Annotated in this window: 17 protein-coding genes; 12 read left to right on the plus strand and 5 right to left on the minus strand. The window is 71.9% G+C overall.

The annotated features are described in order from the left end of the window. Positions 1-117: 117 nt before the first annotated feature. Positions 118-1,155, plus strand: coding sequence for a C40 family peptidase (locus BFF78_RS30485; RefSeq protein ID WP_227025970.1), 1,038 nt, complete (start codon positions 118-120; stop codon positions 1,153-1,155). A 28-nt stretch (positions 1,156-1,183) separates the two neighbouring features. Continuing rightward, a complete protein-coding gene (locus tag BFF78_RS30490; RefSeq protein WP_193433572.1) occupies positions 1,184-2,377 on the plus strand; it encodes a hypothetical protein in 1,194 nt (397 codons plus the stop codon). 60 nt (positions 2,378-2,437) lie between these two features. On the opposite strand, the gene BFF78_RS30495 is transcribed toward BFF78_RS30490, so the two are convergent. Continuing rightward, positions 2,438-3,673, minus strand: a complete 1,236-nt coding sequence (locus BFF78_RS30495) for a glycosyltransferase 87 family protein (RefSeq protein ID WP_069781351.1) — start codon at positions 3,671-3,673, stop codon at positions 2,438-2,440. A 229-nt stretch (positions 3,674-3,902) separates the two neighbouring features. On the opposite strand from BFF78_RS30495, the gene BFF78_RS30500 reads away from it, so the two are divergent. Next, positions 3,903-5,045 carry a glycosyltransferase family 4 protein gene (locus BFF78_RS30500; RefSeq protein ID WP_069781352.1) on the plus strand — a complete coding sequence of 381 codons (1,143 nt, stop codon included), beginning with the start codon at positions 3,903-3,905 and terminating at the stop codon, positions 5,043-5,045. Between the two features lie 179 nt (positions 5,046-5,224). Then, positions 5,225-6,847 carry a GMC oxidoreductase gene (locus tag BFF78_RS30505; RefSeq protein WP_472573268.1) on the plus strand — a complete coding sequence of 541 codons (1,623 nt, stop codon included), beginning with the start codon at positions 5,225-5,227 and terminating at the stop codon, positions 6,845-6,847. Positions 6,848-6,866: 19 nt separating this feature from the next. Here BFF78_RS30505 and BFF78_RS30510 read toward each other — a convergent pair whose 3' ends face one another. Continuing rightward, positions 6,867-8,663 (minus strand): AMP-dependent synthetase/ligase, encoded by a 1,797-nt coding sequence (locus BFF78_RS30510; protein WP_069781354.1) that lies wholly within the window; start codon positions 8,661-8,663, stop codon positions 6,867-6,869. Between the two features lie 296 nt (positions 8,664-8,959). On the opposite strand from BFF78_RS30510, the gene BFF78_RS30515 reads away from it, so the two are divergent. The 7 genes from BFF78_RS30515 (at position 8,960) to BFF78_RS30545 (ending at position 15,419) form a co-directional block, all read left to right on the plus strand. Next, a complete protein-coding gene (locus BFF78_RS30515) occupies positions 8,960-9,757 on the plus strand; it encodes a metallophosphoesterase family protein (protein ID WP_079161544.1) in 798 nt (265 codons plus the stop codon). 122 nt (positions 9,758-9,879) lie between these two features. Then, positions 9,880-10,323: an SRPBCC family protein gene (locus tag BFF78_RS30520; RefSeq protein ID WP_069781356.1), complete on the plus strand. Its 444-nt coding sequence runs from the start codon at positions 9,880-9,882 to the stop codon at positions 10,321-10,323. A 44-nt stretch (positions 10,324-10,367) separates the two neighbouring features. Beyond that, complete coding sequence (locus tag BFF78_RS30525) at positions 10,368-11,543, plus strand: ArsA family ATPase (protein ID WP_069781357.1); 1,176 nt, start codon at positions 10,368-10,370, stop codon at positions 11,541-11,543. Between the two features lie 56 nt (positions 11,544-11,599). Then, positions 11,600-12,100, plus strand: coding sequence for a DUF5304 domain-containing protein (locus BFF78_RS30530; RefSeq protein ID WP_069781358.1), 501 nt, complete (start codon positions 11,600-11,602; stop codon positions 12,098-12,100). 67 nt (positions 12,101-12,167) lie between these two features. Beyond that, positions 12,168-13,121, plus strand: coding sequence for an ROK family glucokinase (locus tag BFF78_RS30535; RefSeq protein ID WP_069781359.1), 954 nt, complete (start codon positions 12,168-12,170; stop codon positions 13,119-13,121). Between the two features lie 69 nt (positions 13,122-13,190). Then, positions 13,191-13,955, plus strand: coding sequence for an endonuclease/exonuclease/phosphatase family protein (locus BFF78_RS30540; RefSeq protein WP_069783912.1), 765 nt, complete (start codon positions 13,191-13,193; stop codon positions 13,953-13,955). A gap of 93 nt (positions 13,956-14,048) precedes the next feature. After that, the gene (locus BFF78_RS30545) at positions 14,049-15,419 is read left to right on the plus strand and encodes a serine hydrolase domain-containing protein (protein WP_069781360.1); all 1,371 of its coding nucleotides are present in this window, start codon (positions 14,049-14,051) and stop codon (positions 15,417-15,419) included. Positions 15,420-15,423: 4 nt separating this feature from the next. Here the strand turns inward: BFF78_RS30545 and BFF78_RS30550 are convergent, their stop codons facing one another. The 3 genes from BFF78_RS30550 to BFF78_RS30560 are packed head-to-tail and all read right to left on the minus strand — an operon-like array spanning position 15,424 to position 17,483. Beyond that, entirely contained in the window at positions 15,424-16,113 is a 690-nt protein-coding gene (locus BFF78_RS30550; protein WP_069781361.1) for a TetR/AcrR family transcriptional regulator, read from the minus strand. A gap of 40 nt (positions 16,114-16,153) precedes the next feature. Then, positions 16,154-16,711 carry a hypothetical protein gene (locus BFF78_RS30555; protein WP_069781362.1) on the minus strand — a complete coding sequence of 186 codons (558 nt, stop codon included), beginning with the start codon at positions 16,709-16,711 and terminating at the stop codon, positions 16,154-16,156. Continuing rightward, positions 16,704-17,483 carry an alpha/beta hydrolase gene (locus BFF78_RS30560; RefSeq protein WP_069781363.1) on the minus strand — a complete coding sequence of 260 codons (780 nt, stop codon included), beginning with the start codon at positions 17,481-17,483 and terminating at the stop codon, positions 16,704-16,706. Before BFF78_RS30560 ends, BFF78_RS30555 begins: the two co-directional genes overlap by 8 nt. A 186-nt stretch (positions 17,484-17,669) precedes the next feature. On the opposite strand from BFF78_RS30560, the gene BFF78_RS30565 reads away from it, so the two are divergent. After that, positions 17,670-18,398 (plus strand): lysophospholipid acyltransferase family protein, encoded by a 729-nt coding sequence (locus tag BFF78_RS30565; protein WP_069783913.1) that lies wholly within the window; start codon positions 17,670-17,672, stop codon positions 18,396-18,398. Positions 18,399-18,415: the final 17 nt, after the last annotated feature.

Genomic DNA, 18,415 nt, shown 5'->3' on the forward strand with positions numbered 1-18,415 from the left:
CGCCCTTTGGCCGGGGCCCTTCCGCACGGCTACTGTCTGCCGCGTTTCCCCGGCGCCGGGGCCTCCCCGTCCCCAGGCGTCGGGGGAGCAGTCTTGTCCGCCAGCAGAAGGACTGCCGTGGGCTCTCATCGCCGCCTTGCCTCCTCCGGATTCGACCGGGGCGCCGTCGCCCTGTGCCTGTTGTCGGCCACGGCCGCCGCGCTCGGTGCCGTACCGGCGCACGCCGCCCCGGGCGGCGCCACGCGTGCCGAGGTGGACCGGCTCTACCAGGAGGCCGAGCAGGCGACCCAGGCCTTCGACAAGGCCCAGGAGCGCGAGGGCACGCTGCGCCACGAGGTGCGCGAGGCCCAGGACCGCATCGCCCGGCAGCAGGAGCGCATCAACACCCTGCGCGAACAGCTCGGTTCGCTGGCCGGCGCCCAGTACCGCTCGGGCGGCATGGACCCGGCCCTCGCGCTGCTCTTCTCCGACGACCCCGGCGACTATCTGGACAAGGCGTCCACCCTCGACCGCATCGGCGTCCAGCAGGCAGGGCAGCTGCGGGAGTTGCAGTCGGCGATGCGGGAACTCGTCGGGGAGCGCGCGGAGGCGGCCGGGAAGCTCGTCGAGCTGGCGAACAGCCGCCGGGCCGTGGCCGCGCACAAGCGGACCGTGGAGGCGAAGCTCGCCACGGCCCGGCAGCTGCTCAACACGCTGCCGGTCGCCGACCGCACCGCCTTCGGCCGGGCCTCGCGCTCCGACGGCTCCGGCCGCGCCGATCTGGCCGACCTGCCCGTCCTGAGCGGCATCTTCTCCTCCGAGGCCCCGGACGCCCGCGCCGCCGCCGCGGTGGCCGCCGCCCGCTCCGCCCTCGGCCGGCCGTACGTGTGGGGCGCGAGCGGCCCCTCCGGCTTCGACTGTTCGGGCCTGATGCAGTGGTCGTACGCCCAGGCCGGCACGCAGCTGCCGCGGACCTCGCAGGAGCAGCGCTTCGCCGGCCGGCAGATCCCGCTCTCCGAGGCCCGCCCCGGCGACCTGGTCGTCTACCGCTCCGACGCCAGCCATGTGGGGATGTACGTCGGCAACGGGCAGGTCATCCACGCGCCCTATCCGGGAGCGGCGGTGCGCTACGACCCGGTCGGGATGATGCCGGTCTCCTCGGTCACCCGGCCCTGATCGCGCCGCTCGCCGTTACGATCGGGAAATGGCTGGTCGCAGACGGGCGTGGAGCATAGGAGCCGTGGGGCTCGGTCTGCTGCTGCCGCTCGCCGGGTGCGGCGGACCGGCGGCCGACTCCGCCCGCACCGAGGTGCAGCACCTGCTCGACCGGCGCTCCGCCGCCCTCCTCGGCCACGACGAGACGGCGTACGGCGCCACGGGCACCCGCACCGAGTACATCCGGCTGCGCGCCCTCCCGCTGGCCTCCTGGTCCTACCGGGTCACCGCCGTGCACCGCACCTCCTCCGGCGCCACCGCCGACGCCGACCTCAGCTATCGCGTCGCCGGGTACGACAAGGCCCCGGTCGACGCCCGCCGCACCCTCACCCTCGGCCGCACCGTCGGCGGCACGTGGTACGTCACCGCCGACGAGCCCGCCCGGCGGGCCGGGCAGCAGCTGTGGGACCAGGGCCCGGTGACCGCCGTCAAGGGCGCGCACAGCCTGGTGCTGGGCACCGGCGGGACGGCCGCCCGGCTGCGCGCGTACGCCACGCTGGCCGACCGCGCCGTCCCGGCCGTCTCCCGGGCCTGGGGCACCGACTGGACCCGCCATGTCGTCGTCCTCGTCCCGCGGTCCCTGCAGGGCATGGCGGCACTGCTCGGCTCGCCCGCCTCGAACTACCGGGGCATCGCCGCCGTCACCACGGGCGAGGCGGGAGGAACCGGCCGCGCACCGGCGGACCGGGTGGTCGTCAACCCGGAGGCGTACGCCGTCCTCGGCGACCTCGGCAAGCAGGTCGTACTCACCCACGAGACCACCCATGTGGCCACCCGGGCGCACACCACCGCCGCGACTCCGCTGTGGCTCTCCGAGGGTTACGCGGACTGGATCGGCTACCTCGGCACCGGCCGCACCCCCACCGAGACCGCGCCGGAACTGACCCGCGCCGTCCAGGACGGCCATGCGCCCGCCGCGCTCCCGGCCGACAAGGACTTCGGCTTCACCAGCGACCCGGCCGAGCTCGCGCAGGCCTACGAGGGCGGCTGGCTGGCCTGCCGGATGATCGCCGACCACTGGGGCACGGCCCGGCTCGACGCCTTCTACCGTGCCGTCGGCGCCCACGGGAAACGGGCGGGCGCGGTCGAGGACGCGCTGAGGAGGGTGCTCGGCACCACGCCGGGCGCGTTCACCGAGCAGTGGCGGGAGTATGTGCGGGCACAGCTGGCCCGCACCGAGTGACGCCCTGTTCCCCTGATCGGGTCAGTTGATGCGCCGAGCGTCTCGGTGGCGTCGCGCGGGTCAGGAGGAGACGGGGGTCTTGCGGCGCCGGGCCGGCTCGGGCGGCAGGGGCGCGGGAGGAACCGGGGTGACGGTCGAGCGCCACAGCCGGCGGGCCGCCGTGACCGCGGCCGCGACCAGCAGCCCGTTGCGCACCACCAGCAGCAGCACGCCGTAGCGGTCGCTCATCACCACGTGCAAGAAGCCGAGCGGGAACTCCAGGACCGTCACGAAGGACGCGGCCACCACCATCAGCGCGGGCGCCCCCATCCGGCTTGCCCGGTACGACAGACAGACCGCGGCCAGTCCGATCAGCCACACCAGGTACTGCGGGCTGAGCACCCGGCTGGTCACCGTGAACAGCAGGACCGCGGTGAAGGCCGCCTCCGCGAGCGTGTGCGGCGCCCTGCGGATCGCCCGCAGCCGCCACAGCAGCAGCCAGCCGAACGCGGCCCCGGTCAGTGCCAGGGCCGCCGCGCTGACCTGGTCCACATGCGGGCCGAGGAACTCGATCGACCCGTAGTTCAGCAGCACCTGCCCGTGCCAGCCGAAGTGCCGGCCCACGTGGAAGACCAGGGCGCCGAGCGATTCCACCTCGGTGCCCCGGTTCCGCTGGAAGGTCAGGAAGGCGAAGGCGCCGGGCATGGACACCGAGAACAGCGCCGCGAGCCCGGCGGCGGTCACGGCGGCCGCCCCCCAGGCCCGCCGCCGCACGGCACCGGCCAGCAGCAGCACCGGCCACACCTTCAGCAGGGCCCCGAACGCGGTCAGCGCGCCCATCACCCGCGGGTGCCGGGTCCCGGCGAGCAGCGCCGCCACCGCCACCGCGGTCACCATCACGTCGTAGCGGGCGTACACCGTCGGGCCGAGCAGCGGCGCGCCCGCCACCCACACCCAGGCGCCGCGCAGCGACCGGCCGGAGCGCCGGCCCGGATACAGCAGCAGGCCCAGGACGACCGCGTCGGCGAGGAACGCCAGCATGAAGAAGGCGTGCGCGTAGGACAGGAAGGGCAGGGCCATGGGGGAGAGGACCGGGAGGGCGGCGGCCGGCGGGTACTGCCAGGTGACGTCGTCCAGCGGAAAAGTTCCCTGGCGCAGCACCTCGTACCAGCCCCGGTAGATCACCGAGACGTCGGTGGTGACGTCCGGCCCCGGGAAGAGGAACACCTGGAAGACGAACATCAGCAGCACCGCGCGGGTGATGACCCAGGTCGCGAGCAGCCATGCCAGGGACCGCCCGGCGCCCTTCGTCTCCACGTGCTCCCCTTGCCGTTCGATTCCCGCGGCGGTGTCCGCTTCGGTGTTCGCTTCGCGCTCCGTTTTCGTATGACCATGATGACGTGCCACGCCGTGCCCATGCCACAGACGCCACGCCGTGCGCATGCCACAGATCCGGCCGCATCCGGCCATGAGCGTCCCATCCGGTCCGGGTCGGTCCCGGCTTCGGTCCGGGTCGGTCCCGGCCGATTCGGTAGGGTCGGCGGCGATGCACAAGACCCTGATCGTCACCAACGACTTCCCGCCCCGGCCGGGCGGAATCCAGGCCTTCCTGCACAACATGGCCCTCCGCCTGGACCCCGGCCGGCTGGTCGTCTACGCCTCCACCTGGAAGCGCGGCCGGGAGGGCGTCCGGGCCACGGCGGCCTTCGACGCCGAGCAGCCCTTCACCGTCGTACGCGACCGTACGACGATGCTGCTGCCGACCCCGCAGGCGACCCGGCGGGCGGTCGGGCTGCTGCGCGAGCACGGGTGCACCTCGGTGTGGTTCGGGGCGGCGGCACCGCTCGGCCTCATGGCCCCGGCGCTCCGCAAGGCGGGCGCCGAGCGGCTGGTGGCCACCACCCACGGGCACGAGGCCGGCTGGGCCCAGCTGCCCGCCGCCCGGCAGCTGCTGCGCCGGATCGGCGAGTCGACGGACACGATCACCTATCTCGGCGAGTACACCCGGTCCAGGATCGCCACGGCGCTCACCCCGCAGGCGGCCGGCCGGATGGTCCAGCTGCCGCCCGGCGTCGACGAGAAGACCTTCCACCCCGGCTCCGGCGGCGACGAGCTACGCGCCCGCCTCGGTCTCACCGACCGCCCGGTCGTGGTCTGCGTCTCCCGGCTCGTCCCGCGCAAGGGCCAGGACACCTTGATCCGGGCCATGCCCCGCATCCTCGCCGCCGAACCCGACACCGTCCTGCTCATCGTCGGCGGCGGCCCCTACGAGAAGGACCTTCGGCGGATGGCCGCCGAGACCGGCGTCGGCGATTCCGTCCGCTTCACCGGCGCCGTCCCCTGGTCCGAGCTCCCGGCCCACTACGGCGCCGGCGACGTCTTCGCCATGCCCTGCCGAACGCGCCGGGGCGGCCTGGACGTGGAGGGCCTGGGGATCGTCTACCTGGAAGCCTCGGCGACGGGCCTGCCGGTGGTCGCGGGCGACTCGGGCGGCGCCCCCGACGCGGTCCTGGACGGCAAGACCGGCTGGGTCGTCCGGGGCGGCGAGCCGGCGCAGGCCGCGGAGCGGATCGTGACTCTCCTGGGCGACCCCGAGCTGCGCCGCCGCATGGGCGAGCGCGGCCGCCAGTGGGTCGAGGAGAGGTGGCGCTGGGACCTGCTCGCCGAGAAACTCAAAGACCTGCTGTAGGGCCAGGCGCCCCCCGAAGGGGCGCGGGGCTGTATCGATATGCGGCTCCGCCGCGTGGGCGCGATCAACCACGCACAACCCGCAGTCGCCGTCTCGGCGAACTTCCCTTCCCGGATGGCGTCTTAACGCTTGGCGGAACCCCATAATCCGCCCATGCTGCGCCCATGACAGCAAACCTGATGAGACGTCAGCTGACGCGACGTCACATACTCGGTATGGCCGCCCTCCAGACGGCGGCCACCCTCGGATTCACCCGCATCGGCCTGCAGTCGGCCCGAGCGGCGCAGCCGGACGCGGTCGAATCCGCCCCGGCGATCGTCGTCGGCACCGGATACGGCGGCGCCGTCGCCGCCCTCCGCCTCGGCCAGGCCGGCATCCGTACCCTCATGCTGGAGATGGGGCAGCTGTGGAACACCGCCGGAGGCGACGGCAAGGTGTTCTGCTCCACCTCCGCCCCCGACCAGCGCTCCATGTGGTTCCGCACCCGCACCGAGGCCCCGCTCTCCGCCTTCCTCTGGCTGGACGTGGTCAACAAGGACATCAGCCCCTATCCCGGCGTCCTGGACCGCGTGCACTACGACAACATGTCCGTCTACGTCGGCCGCGGCGTCGGCGGCGGCTCCCTGGTCAACGGCGGCATGGCGGTCACGCCCCTGAAGTCGTACTTCACCGAGCAGTTCCCGACCGTGGACGCCGACGAGATGTACGGCACGTACTACCCCCGCGCCCGCGCCATGCTCGGCGTCAACACGATCGACCCGGCGTGGTTCGAGTCCACAGAGTGGTACAAGTTCACCCGCACCTCCCGGAAGGCGGCCGGCAACGCGGGCCTGAAGACCACGTTCGTGCCGAACGTCTACGACTTCGGCTACATGCAGCAGGAGGCCGCCGGTACGGCCACGAAGTCCGCGCTCGCCGGTGAGGTCATCTACGGCAACAACCACGGCAAGCGCAGCCTGGACAAGACCTATCTGGCCGCCGCCCTCGGCACCGGCAACGTCACCATCCACACCCTGGAGAGGGTGAGGTCCATCAGCCGGGCCGGCGACGGGTCGTACATCCTGACCGCCGACCGGATCGACACCACCGGCGCGGTCGTCGAGACCAAGAGCTACGGCTGCACCTACCTGTTCCTCGGCGGCGGCAGCCTCGGCACCACCGAACTCCTCGTCCGCGCCCGGGACACCGGCACCCTGCCCGACCTCGACTCGGCCGTGGGCGCGGGCTGGGGCACCAACGGCAACACCATGCTCGGCCGCGCCAACCACATCTGGGACACCGTCGGCGCCAACGAGGCCACCATGCCGGTGATGGGCATCGACGACTGGGCCAACACCGACAACCCCGTCTTCGCCGAGATCGCCCCGCTGCCCATGGGGTTCGAGCACTGGATCAGCCTCTACCTGGCGATCACCAAGAACCCCGAACGGGCGTCCTTCACCTACGACTCCGCCTCCAAGACGGTGAAGCTCGGCTGGAGCGCCGCCCAGAGCGCGGTGTCGGTGAGCATGGCCAAGAAGCTGTTCGACCGGATCAACCTGGCCAACGCGACCATCTACCGCTACGACCTGTTCGGCCCCACCAGCAAGGTCTTCGCCGACGACTTCACCTACCACCCGCTCGGCGGCTGCGTCCTCGGCAAGGCCACCGACGACCACGGCCGGGTGAAGGGGTACGACCGGCTCTACGTCACCGACGGCTCGCTCGTGCCCGGCAACATCGGCGTGAACCCCTTCGTCACCATCACCGCGCTCGCCGAACGCACGATGGCGCGGGTCCTCGCCGAGGACACCGCGCCATGACACTCCGTCAGGAGGCGTGCTACTTCGCGTAGATCGCCTCGATCTCGTTCGCGTAGTCCTTCGCCACCACACTCCGCTTGAGCTTCAGCGACGGGGTGAGGTGACCCGACTCCTCCGTGAACTGGGAGGACAGAATGCGGAACTTCCGCACCGATTCCGCCTTCGACACCGCGGCGTTGCCGTCGTCGACCGCCTCCTGGATCGCCGCGTTCAGATCCGGGTCGTCCTTCAGCGACGCCGCGGTGGAGCCCGTCGGCTTGCCGTGCTCGGCGGCCCAACGGCCCAGGAACTCCTCGTCGATGGTGACCAGCGCGCCCACGAACGGCCGCCCGTCGCCCACCACCATGCACTCCCCGACCAGCGCGTGCGCCCGGATCCGGTCCTCGATCACGGCCGGGGCGACGTTCTTGCCGCCCGCCGTGACGATGATCTCCTTCTTGCGGCCGGTGATCCTGAGGTAGCCGTCCTCGTCCAGGGTGCCGATGTCGCCGGTGTGGAACCAGCCGTCGGCCAGCGCCTCCGCGGTCGCGCCCGGGTTGTTCCAGTACTCCTTGAACAGGTGCTCGCCGTGCAGCAGCACCTCGCCGTCGTCCGCTATGCGGATCACCGAGCCGGGCAGCGGCTGGCCGACCGTGCCGATCTTCTGCCGGTCCCACGGGTTGAACGCGGTCGCCGCACAGGACTCGGTCAGACCGTAGCCCTCCAGCACCGTGAAGCCGATGCCCCGGAAGAAGTGGCCGAGCCGCTCGCCGAGGGGGGCGCCGCCGGAGATGGCGTACTCGCCCCGGCCGCCGAGGACCGCGCGCAGCTTGCTGTAGACCAGCCTGTCGAAGACCTTGTGCTTGACCTTCAGACCGAACGAGGGGCCGGAGGCGCTGTCCAGCGCCTTGCTGTAGGCGATCGCGGTGTCCGCCGCCTTGTCGAAGATCGCGCCCTTGCCGTCCGCCTGCGCCTTGGCCCGCGCGGAGTTGTAGACCTTCTCGAAGACCCGTGGGACACCGAGGACCAGCGTCGGCCGGAAGGCGGCCAGCTCGTCGGTGAGGTTCTTGATGTCCGGGACACAGCCCAGCTTGATCGGCGCCATCATCGGGGCGATCTGCACCAGCCGGCCGAAGACATGGGCGAGGGGGAGGAAGAGCAGCACCGAGCACTCGCCGGTACGGAACAGGGGGCGCAGCCGCTCCACGATGTTGCCGCACTCGGCGAAGAAGCTGCGGTGGGTGAGCACACAGCCCTTGGGGCGGCCGGTGGTCCCGCTCGTGTACACGATGGTCGCCGGGTCGTCGGCCCGGGCGAGCGAGCCGCGCTCCTCGACCGTCTCGTCCGACACGTCCTGGCCGAGCCGCCCGAGCTCCTCCACCCCGCCGGCCTCGATCTGCCAGACGTGCTTGAGGGCGGGCAGCGACTCGCGCACCGACTCCACGGCCGCCGCGTGATTGTCCAGTTCGACGAGGCACGCGGTCGCGCCCGAGTCGGACAGGATCCACTGCACCTGCTCCGGCGAGCTGGTCTCGTACACCGGCACGGTGACCGCTCCCGCGCTCCAGATCGCGAAGTCCAGCAGCGTCCACTCGTAGCGGGTACGGGACATCAGGCCCACCCGGTCGCCCGGCTCCACCCCGGCCGCGATGAGGCCCTTGGCGGCAGTGTGCACCTCGGCCAGGAACTCCCGGGCGCTCACGTCCTGCCAGACGCCGCCGGCCTTGCGGGCGATGACGGCGACGTCGGGATGCTGCGCGGCGTTTCTGCGGACGATGTCGGTCAGATTGCCGTCCGCAGGGACCTCGTACAAAGCCGGAAGGCTGAACTCGCGCAAGACTGCTGCTCCTCATAGGGCGCCGACGCCACGACACTGTGTGATGCGACGGTGCGGTCCAAGGCTCGGGCTGGTGCTCGCGGATTCAGATGTTGAAATCCAGAGCACGACTGGACTGCCCGGACGTTACCCGCCGGTATGGTGTTCCCGACAGGGGTTCCGAGCCAGATGTTCGCTGCGTCACACACACGGGCGTTCCTTCGCGCACAGTAGTCCACGGCCGAACCGACCGGCGAGTAACCGCAGGCGGGACCGACACTGTTCACGCACACCGCACACGCCTACCCTTGATCGCCATGGCATCCACACCCTCCGGCAACCGAAGAACGCGCGTCCATGTGGTCAGCGACGTGCATGGCAACGCCCGTGACCTGGCCCGGGCCGGCGAGGGTGCCGATGCCCTGATCTGCCTGGGCGACCTCGTCCTCTTCCTCGACTACGCCGACCACTCGCGCGGCATCTTCCCCGACCTGTTCGGCGAGGAGAACGCCGACCGCATCGTCGAGCTGCGCACCGCCCGCCGCTTCGAGGAGGCCCGGGAGTTCGGCGCCCGGCTGTGGGCCGGCATCGGCACGGACCGGGCCGCGGCCATCGAGAAGGCGGTGCGCAGGCAGTACGCCGAGATGTTCGCGGCGTTTCCCACCCCGACGTACGCCACATACGGCAATGTCGACATGCCGCCCCTGTGGCAGGAGTACGCCCGCCCCGGCACCACCGTGCTCGACGGCCAGCGGGTGGAGATCGGCGGCCGGACCTTCGGCTTCGTCGGCGGTGGCCTGAAGACGCCCATGCGGACGCCGTACGAGATCAGCGACGAGGAGTACGCGGCGAAGATCGAGGCGATCGGCGAGGTCGACGTGCTGTGCACGCACATCCCGCCGGAGGTCCCCGAACTGGTCTACGACACCGTGGCCCGCCGCTTCGAACGGGGCAGCCGGGCCCTGCTGGCCGCCATCCGCCGCACGAAACCCCGCTATTCGCTCTTCGGCCACGTCCATCAGCCGCTCGCCCGCCGGATGCGGATCGGCGCGACGGAGTGCGTGAACGTGGGCCACTTCGCCGGGACCGGGCGGCCCTGGGTGCTCGAATGGTGATCGACCGGTGATCCGCGGGACATGGGGTGAAGGCGGCAGGTCGGTGGCGCGGTAGCCTTCACGCTGCACACACGTGCGCACGACAACCTCTGTACCGGCCCGCATCTGGAGGAGCCACGGCGATGGCGGAACACACCAGCTCGAGCATCACGATCGAGGCGGCACCGGCCGACGTCATGGGGGTGATCGCCGACTTCGCCCGCTACCCGGACTGGACGGGCGAGGTGAAGGAGGCGGAGGTCCTCAAGACCGACGACCAGGGCCGCGCCGAGCAGGTCCGCCTCGTCATGGACGCGGGGGCGATCAAGGACGACCAGACGCTGGCCTACACCTGGACCGGCGAGAACGAGGTCTCCTGGACCCTGGTCAAGTCCCAGATGCTGCGCTCCCTGGACGGCTCGTACCTCCTCAAGCCCACCGGCCCCGGCGCGACGGAGGTCACCTACCTCCTCACGGTCGACGTCAAGATCCCCATGCTCGGCATGATCAAGCGCAAGGCGGAGAAGGTCATCATCGACCGGGCTCTGGCGGGCCTGAAGAAGCGGGTGGAGTCGGGGGAGAAGTAGTCACCCCGGTTCACCGCGCGCGCACGACGATAGCGTTCAGCCTCATGCGCACCATCCTGATCACGGGCCCGGGCGGCAGCGGTCGTACGACCATCGCTGCCGCCACCGCGCTCGCCGCCGCCCGCGAGGGCACCCGCACCCTCCTGCTCGGCGCCGACCGCACCGACACCCTCGGCGCCGCACTGGGCTCCGCGACAGGACCGGCGCCGAAAGAGGCCCGAGCGCACCTCACCACCTGGCGCCCGGACGCCGTCGAACGCTTCCGTGCGGACCTCACCGCCTTCCAGGCCCGCGCCGCGAACGTCCTGGACCTGCTCGGCGCCGCCCGGCTGGACGCCGAGGAGGTCACCCCGCTGCCCGGCGCCGAGGAGCTGTCCTTTCTGCGTGCGCTCAGGGACGCCGCCCTGTCCGAGCGCTACGACCTCCTCGTCGTCGATCTCCCGCCCCTCCCGCAGGCCCTCGCCCTGCTCGCGCTCCCCGAGGAGCTGCGCCGCTATCTGCGCCGCCTGCTCCCGCCCGAGCGGCAGGCGGCCCGCGCCCTGCGCCCGGTCCTCGGCCGGCTGGCCGGCGTGCCCATGCCGTCCGACTGGCTGTACGAGACGGCGGCCCGCTGGGACGTCGAACTGGCCGCCGTCCAGGCCGTCCTCACCGACCGGGACACCGCCGTCCGCCTGGTCGCCGAACCCGGCCCGGCCGGCGCCGACGCCGTACGCACCGCCGGTCTCGGCCTCGCCGTGCGGGGCCTGCGCACCGAGGCCCTGATCGCCAACCGCACCCTGCCCGAGACCACCCCGGACAGCTGGCCCTCCTCCCTCCTCGCCCAGCAGCGCAAGACGCTCGCCGACTGGCAGGAACAGCCGTACGACGTCCATTCCGTCCCCCACCTGGGCCGCGACCCGCGCGGCGGCGACGACCTCACCGCCCTCGCCATACCGTCCGTCAACCCGGTGCCCGCCCCGGTCGAGTGGCCCGTCGCCGACCGGATCGCCGAAGACGGCGTGCTGGTCTGGCACATCCCGCTGCCCGGCGCGATACGGGAGGAGCTGGACCTGGTCCGGCGCGGCGACGAACTCGTTCTCACCGCCGGGCCTTTCCGGCGGATCGTGCCGCTGCCCTCCGCCCTGCGCCGCTGCTCCGTCGCCGGGGCCGCCCTGCGCGAGGGCGAGCTGTGCATCCGGTTCGCCCCGGACCCCGACCTGTGGCCCGCCAGGGGGCGGTGAGCCGGTACGCCCGTTCGGGTAACGTCGTAAAGGCGAACCGTAGTCAGGAGTCCGCCATGAGCGAAGAGCGTCCCGCATCCGACTCGTACGACGCATATGAGGAGCAGGGGCGGGCGACCGACGCCGACGCCTGGGCCACGGCCTGCGCCGAGGACCTCGCCGCCGAGAAGGCCCGCCGCCGCACCGAGTACGGCCCGCAGCCGGGCTCGGCCGCCGAGGAACTGAAGAAACTCGTGGACACGGTGGCCGACAAGCTGTCCGGCCTCTCGTCACCGCTCCTCGGCGGTCTTGCCGGGCCCGCCGCCCAGCAGGTGGTGCGCCAGGCCGTCCAGCAGGCCAAGGCCGCCGTCGAGCCCGTCATAGACCGCAACCCGGACGTCTTCGACCACCTGGCAGCGGCCGGCAGCGAACTGCTCGCCGCCTACCGCTCCGCCATCCAGGCCCAGGAGCGCCGCTGGACCGCCCGCACGGCCGACGACCTCACCCGAGAGGATCCGGACGGCCGGCGCGACCGGGGTGAGGGCACCGGTCCAGGGGAGCGCATCGACCTGGACTGAAGCCCTTTCCCGGCAGGGCCTCGGGTACGGTTGGCCGTAGCGGGGCTCGACCGAAACTGAGGGATTCATGGGACTCACCATCGGCGTCGACATCGGCGGCACCAAGATCGCGGCCGGCGTGGTCGACGAGGAAGGCAACATCCTCTCGACCTTCAAGGTGCCGACCCCCACCACGCCCGAGGCCATCGTGGACGCCATCGCCTCGGCGGTGGAGGGTGCGCGCGCCGGGCACGAGATCGTCGGCGTGGGCATCGGTGCGGCCGGTTACGTGAACCGGCAGCGCTCGACGGTCTACTTCGCGCCGAACATCGACTGGCGCCAGGAGCCGCTGAAGGAGAAGGTCGAGGCCCGCGTGGGCCTCCCGGTCGTGGTCGAGAACGACGCCAACGCCGCCGCCTGGGGCGAGTACAAGTTCGGCGCCGGCAAGGGCCACCGCAACGTCATCTGCATCACGCTCGGCACGGGTCTCGGCGGCGGCATCATCATCGGCAACAAGCTGCGCCGCGGCCACTTCGGCGTGGCCGCCGAGTTCGGCCACATCCGGATGGTCCCGGACGGCCTGCTGTGCGGCTGCGGTTCGCAGGGCTGCTGGGAGCAGTACGCCTCCGGCCGCGCCCTGGTCAGATACGCCAAGCAGCGCGCCAACGCCACCCCCGAGAACGCCGAGCTGCTCCTGTCCCTGGGCGACGGCACCCCGGACGGCATCGAGGGCAAGCACATCTCCATGGCCGCCCGGCAGGGCGACCCGGTGGCCGTCGACTCCTACCGCGAGCTGGCCCGCTGGGCCGGCGCGGGCCTGGCCGACCTGGCCTCCCTCTTCGACCCGTCCGCGTTCATCGTCGGCGGCGGCCTCTCCGACGAGGGCGAACTGGTCCTCGACCCGATCCGCAAGTCCTACAAGCGCTGGCTGGTCGGCGGCAACTGGCGTCCGGTGGCCGACGTGATCGCCGCCCAGCTCGGCAACAAGGCCGGCATGGTGGGCGCGGCGGACCTGGCGCGGGAGCCCGACCCGATCATGTAGTGGGGACGTACGACGGTGCCCGCCGCGTCCGGTCCCGGGACGGGCGGGCACCGTCGTATGTTGCTCGCCATGGCGACCAGCACGCTGCTTCCCAACTCCCGTACCGAATCCGACGGGTCCGCGGTCATCCGCGTCCTGAGCTACAACATCCGCTCGATGCGCGACGACACCGGCGCCCTGGCCAGGATCATCACCGCCTGCGCCCCCGACCTGGTCCTCGTCCAGGAAGCCCCCCGCTTCTTCCGCTGGCGCAAGAAGCTCGCCCGGCTGGCGGCGGCCTCCGGCCAGGTCATCCTCACCGGCGGCGCCCCCGCCGCGGGCCCCGCGATCCTCTGCTCGCTCCGGGCCACCGTGGAGCGGACGGAAGACGTCCTGCTGCCCCTCACCCCCGGACTGCACCGGCGTGGCTTCGCCACGGCGGTGATCCGTTTCGCAGGGGCCCGGCTGGGCGTCATCAGCTGCCATCTGAGCCTGGACGGCACCGAGCGGTACGAGCAGGGCGGCATGCTCCTCGACCGGCTCGCCGGACTCGGCGTCGAGCACGCCATCGCGGGGGGCGACCTGAACGAAGGGCCCGGCGGTCCCGCCTTCGGCCTGCTCTCCGCGAACCTCCAGGACTGCCGGGCCGTGGCTCCCTGGGGTGGCGAGCACACCTGGCCGCACAGCGACCCTCCCCAGCGCATCGACGCCGTCTTCGCGACGAAGGGCATCGAGGTCCTCGGCTGCGGAGTACCGCTGCACCAGCCGGGCGTCGGCCGGGCCGATCTGATCGCGGCCACGGACCACCTCCCGGTCCTCGCGGCCCTGCGCGTACCGGCGGCGGCCTCCGCTTGAACTAAGTACAGGAAACCCCTTGTAGGTGCTACCGCGCTCCCCTACAGTCGTTCCTGTACTTAGTTCAAGTGCCCGTCCAGGAGGGGGACCCCCATGTCAGGGAAGCAGGAGCAGCTGGCCGCGTTCGTAGAGACGGCGGCGAAGGAGTACGGCGTACCGGGGGCGGCCGTCGCCGTGCTCATCGGCGGCGAGGAGATCCATGTCGGTCAGGGCGTGACGAACGTCGATCACCCCCTGCCGATCGACGCGCACACCCTCTTCCCGCTGGCCTCGGTGAGCAAGAGCTTCACGGCGACCGCGCTGATGCGTCTGGTCGAGCAGGGCAAGGTGGGCCTCGACGCACCGGTGCGCCGGTACGTCCCCGAGCTGCGCCTCGCCGACGAGGAGGCCGCCGCCCGGATCACCGTGCTGAACCTGCTCAACCACACGGCGGGCCTGGACTGGAACCTGGTCGACGCCGACGAGGGCGACGGCTCGCTCGCCGGCTTCGTCGCCCAGCTGGACCGGCTGCCGCTGATCGCCCCGCCCGGCGCCCGCGCCTCCTACAGCCAGGCCGGCTACAACCTGCTCGGCCGCGTGATCGAGAACGTCACCGGCCTGACCTTCGAGAAGGCGCTGGCCGAACTGGTCCTGGAACCGCTGGGCCTGTCCGAGACCGTCTTCGACCTGGACGACGTCGTGGTCCGCCGCTTCGCCGTCGGCCACCACCGGGCCGAGGACGGCTCCCTCACCCTCGCCCGCCCCTGGAAGTCGTGGCGGGCCGGACTGCGCGGCAACAACCCCGGCGGCGGTGTCGTCTCCTCGGCGAGCGACCTGCTGCGCTGGGCGCGGTTCCAACTGGGCGAAGGGGAGGGGTTGTTGGCCCCGGAGACGCTGCGCCGCATGCAGGTGGCGACCGTGGAACTGCGGGGCAGCACGCTCGGCGACGCCTTCGGCATCGGCTGGTTCCTGCGGGACGTCGAGGGCGTGCGCACGGTCGGCCACGGCGGCTCGGGCAACGGCCAGTTCGCCGAACTGCTCCTGGTGCCGGAGCGGGACTTCGCCGTCGTCTCGCTGGCCAACTCCGGCCCTGAGGGCTACCAGTTCAACCAGGCAGTGCTGAAGCGGGCGCTGGAGCTGTACCTCGGGGTGGTCGAGCGGGAACCGGAGCCCCTGCCGTACGACGAGGAGCGGGCGCGGGAGGTCGCGGGGCGGTACGAGATCGACGCGATGAACCTCGACCTCGCCGTGGCCGGTGGCCGGCTCACCCTGGCGGTGGGCATCAAGCCGGAGATCCGCGCGGCGTCGGACGCGCAGATGCCGCCGGACTATCCGGCGGCGCAGATCGGCCTCCTGCCGGGCGAGGGCGACGAGTACATCGTCACCGAGGGGGGTTTGAAGGGACAGAAGGGCTTCTTCTCGCGCGCGGACGACGGCACGGTGACGGGGGTCGACCTGGGCGGCCGCCTGTTCACCCGGACCTGACCGGCTAGCTGCCGGGCACGGTGTCCGTACCGCCCGGCCGCAGCCCGTCCAGCAGTGCCCGCAGCCCCGCCGCATACGTACCGTCCGGCGCCTCGGCGTACCCCGTGGCCGCCGGCGTATCGAGCCGGGCCCGCAGTCGCGGAAACGGCTCCGCCGCCTGTGCCGCCCCGGCCAGAGTCTCGGAGAGCATCCCCTCCGCGTCCTGCCCGGCCAGCCGTAGCTTCCGTGACAGGGACGCCGTCGCCGCGGCGCCCAGTGCGTTGCCCAGCACGTACGTCACCACCGCACCGGCGGCCCGGTCAGCCTCCAGCGGCGCGAACCCGGCGGTCTCGAACACCCCGAGGAGACGGTCGTCGTAACGCGCCTTGCCGGTGCCGTAGAGCAGATGGGAGCCGATCGCCTGCACCAGCCACGGATGCCGCAGGAGCATCGCGTGCAGCCGGTCGGCCATCGCCGTGGCCGCGCCCCGCCAGTCGGCCGCGTCGAGCTCCGGCAGCTCCACCTCGTGCCACACCCGGTCGGCGGCGAGCAGTACGAGGTCGTCCTTGTTCTTCACATGCCAGTAGACGGCGGTCGCCGCGGCTCCCAGCCGTTTGCCCAGGCTGCGCATGTTCAGGCCGTCGAGGCCCTCGTCGTCCAGCAGCTCCACGGCGGTCCGGACGATCTGTTCCTGGGTGAGGGTGTCGCGCGGCATGGGCTCACGATAGGTGAGCCCCGCACGACTTGTACAAAGTTCAGACCACCGCGCCCCGCCCCGGGTCGTCGTCCCCCTCGTCGTCCGTACGCATGCGCATCACCAGCGTGGCGAAGCCGCCGAGGAAGCCGCCGATGCCGAGGGTCGTCAGCCACCAGGTCATCTCCCAGCCCAGCACCACCGCCAGCAGAAGCAGGATCGGCCCGCCGACGACACCCAGCCACGCGAACTTCGCGGTGGTGTCGGCGGTCGGCAGCGGCGGCGGCTCCGGGGGTACGAAGTGGCCCTCGTCGTCCTCGTCGAAGTCGTCCTCGGAGGGCTCGGACGGGCTGTAGTCCCGCGGCCCGACACCGGGCGCGAAGGACACCGAGCTGCCCAGCGGCCGGACCGGCGCCTTGTCGGTGTCGCTCTCGGCGTCCGGCTCCGGCAGCGCCAGATCCTCCACCGGCTTGAAGGGCCTGGCGCCCGGCGGGTCCGGCGGCTCCGCGCCGAACCCGGCGACGATGGCGCGCCAGGCGGCGTCCTCGTCGAAACGCAGGCCCTGCTCGTCCGGCTCGCGGCCGTCGCGGTCCTCGCGGTCGGACTCGTGCTCAGCCACCTGTGGCCGTCCCTTCCTTGCCGAGACTGGGTGCGAGCCGGCCCAGGAAGGCGAGGCTCTCCTCGAAGATCCGGTCCGCATCCTGGTCCAACGTCGCCACGTGGTAGCTCTGTTCCAGCACGACCTCCGTCACGTCCATGGACGACACCCGGCTCAGCACCCGGGCCGAGTCGGCCGCCGGGACCACATGGTCCTGGGCGCTGCGCAGCAGCAGCAACGGCTGGGTCACCTGGGGCAGCTCGCCGTCCAGCCGGCGCAGGAACACCCGCAGCGAGTGCGCCGCGTGCAGCGGCACCCGGTCGTAGCCCAGCTCGGCGGCGCCCTCCTTGGCGATGTCGCTGGCGATGCCCTTCGTCGTGCGCACGAGATGCCGGGCCACCGGAAGGGCGTACGCCGACAGGCCGTGCACCTTGTTCGCCGGGTTGACGAGTACGACGCCCCGCACCCGCCCGCCGTGTCGGGCGGCCAGCCTGAGCGCCAGCGCGCCGCCCATGGACAGGCCCGCGACGAACACCTGCGAGCAGCGCCCGGCCAGCAGGCGCAGCTCGCGGTCCACCTCCGCATACCAGTCCTGCCAGCCCGTGACCTGCATGTCCTCCCAGCGGGTGCCATGGCCGGGCAGCAGCGGCAACGACACGGTCAGGCCGTGCGCGGCGTGGTGCTCCGCCCAGGGGCGCAGCGACTGGGGCGAGCCGGTGAAGCCGTGGCAGAGGAGTACCCCCACTTCCCCGCCCTCGTGGCGGTACGGCTCGGCTCCGGGGAGGACCGGCACCTTCGACGCTCCTGTTCCTGACGAGGCCCCACCGGTGGCCGGCGAAGGCGTGAGGGAAACGTGCGGATGTGCTTCACCGTACGCGACCGCACTGACACCGACCAGGGTCGTCGGGTCCTTTGACGGTCCTGAAGGGTTAAGGTCTGTTCGACGGAAACTGGAGGCAAGCGGGTGTTGTACGGCACGATGAAGGTCGCCATCGGGGGACCCCTGAAGGTTGCTTTCAGACCCTGGGTGGACGGCCTGGAGAACATACCGGCCGAAGGCCCCGCCATTCTGGCGAGCAATCATCTGTCCTTCTCGGACTCCTTCTTCCTGCCCGCGGTCCTGGACCGCAAGGTCACCTTCATCGCGAAGGCCGAGTACTTCACCACCCCCGGTGTGAAGGGCCGGCTGACCGCGGCCTTCTTCAAGGGCGTCGGACAGCTCCCGGTGGACCGCTCCGGGGCGCGCGGCGCCGGTGAGGCCGCGATCAAGAGCGGCATAGAGGTGCTGGAGCGCGGCGAGTTGTTCGGTATCTACCCCGAGGGCACCCGCTCGCCCGACGGCCGGCTCTACCGGGGCAAGCCCGGCGGCCTCGCGCGCGTGGCGCTCGCCACCGGCGCACCGGTCATCCCCGTCGCGATGATCGACACCGAGAAGATCCAGCCGCCCGGCAAGGTGATGCCGAAGCTGATGCGGCCCGGCATCCGCATCGGCAAGCCGCTGGACTTCAGCCGCTACCAGGGCATGGAGCACGACCGCTTCGTGCTGCGCGCCCTGACCGACGAGGTCATGTACGAGATCATGAAGCTCTCCGGCCAGGAGTACGTCGACATGTACGCGACGGCGGCCAAGCGGCAGATCGCGGAGGCGGCGAAGGCGGCCAAGGAGGCCGAGAAGAAGGAAGCCGAGAAGAAGAAGGCAGAGGCTTAACGAGGTCGGGCAAAGGG

It is taken from the genome of Streptomyces fodineus, from assembly GCF_001735805.1.
In the GTDB taxonomy this organism is placed as follows: Bacteria; Actinomycetota; Actinomycetes; order Streptomycetales; family Streptomycetaceae; genus Streptomyces; species Streptomyces fodineus.

What these genes read in the sequence shown, in the direction of transcription:
- BFF78_RS30515 (WP_079161544.1), top strand. Translation starts at nt 8,960, where the DNA reads ATGGCATCCACACCCTCCGGCAACCGAAGAACGCGCGTCCATGTGGTC.
- BFF78_RS30565 (WP_069783913.1), top strand. Translation starts at nt 17,670, where the DNA reads ATGAAGGTCGCCATCGGGGGACCCCTGAAGGTTGCTTTCAGACCCTGG.
- BFF78_RS30505 (WP_472573268.1), top strand. Translation starts at nt 5,225, where the DNA reads ATGAGACGTCAGCTGACGCGACGTCACATACTCGGTATGGCCGCCCTC.
- BFF78_RS30520 (WP_069781356.1), top strand. Translation starts at nt 9,880, where the DNA reads ATGGCGGAACACACCAGCTCGAGCATCACGATCGAGGCGGCACCGGCC.
- BFF78_RS30500 (WP_069781352.1), top strand. Translation starts at nt 3,903, where the DNA reads ATGCACAAGACCCTGATCGTCACCAACGACTTCCCGCCCCGGCCGGGC.
- BFF78_RS30540 (WP_069783912.1), top strand. Translation starts at nt 13,191, where the DNA reads ATGGCGACCAGCACGCTGCTTCCCAACTCCCGTACCGAATCCGACGGG.
- BFF78_RS30530 (WP_069781358.1), top strand. Translation starts at nt 11,600, where the DNA reads ATGAGCGAAGAGCGTCCCGCATCCGACTCGTACGACGCATATGAGGAG.
- BFF78_RS30525 (WP_069781357.1), top strand. Translation starts at nt 10,368, where the DNA reads ATGCGCACCATCCTGATCACGGGCCCGGGCGGCAGCGGTCGTACGACC.
- BFF78_RS30545 (WP_069781360.1), top strand. Translation starts at nt 14,049, where the DNA reads ATGTCAGGGAAGCAGGAGCAGCTGGCCGCGTTCGTAGAGACGGCGGCG.
- BFF78_RS30490 (WP_193433572.1), top strand. Translation starts at nt 1,184, where the DNA reads ATGGCTGGTCGCAGACGGGCGTGGAGCATAGGAGCCGTGGGGCTCGGT.
- BFF78_RS30550 (WP_069781361.1), bottom strand. Translation starts at nt 16,113, where the DNA reads ATGCCGCGCGACACCCTCACCCAGGAACAGATCGTCCGGACCGCCGTG.
- BFF78_RS30535 (WP_069781359.1), top strand. Translation starts at nt 12,168, where the DNA reads ATGGGACTCACCATCGGCGTCGACATCGGCGGCACCAAGATCGCGGCC.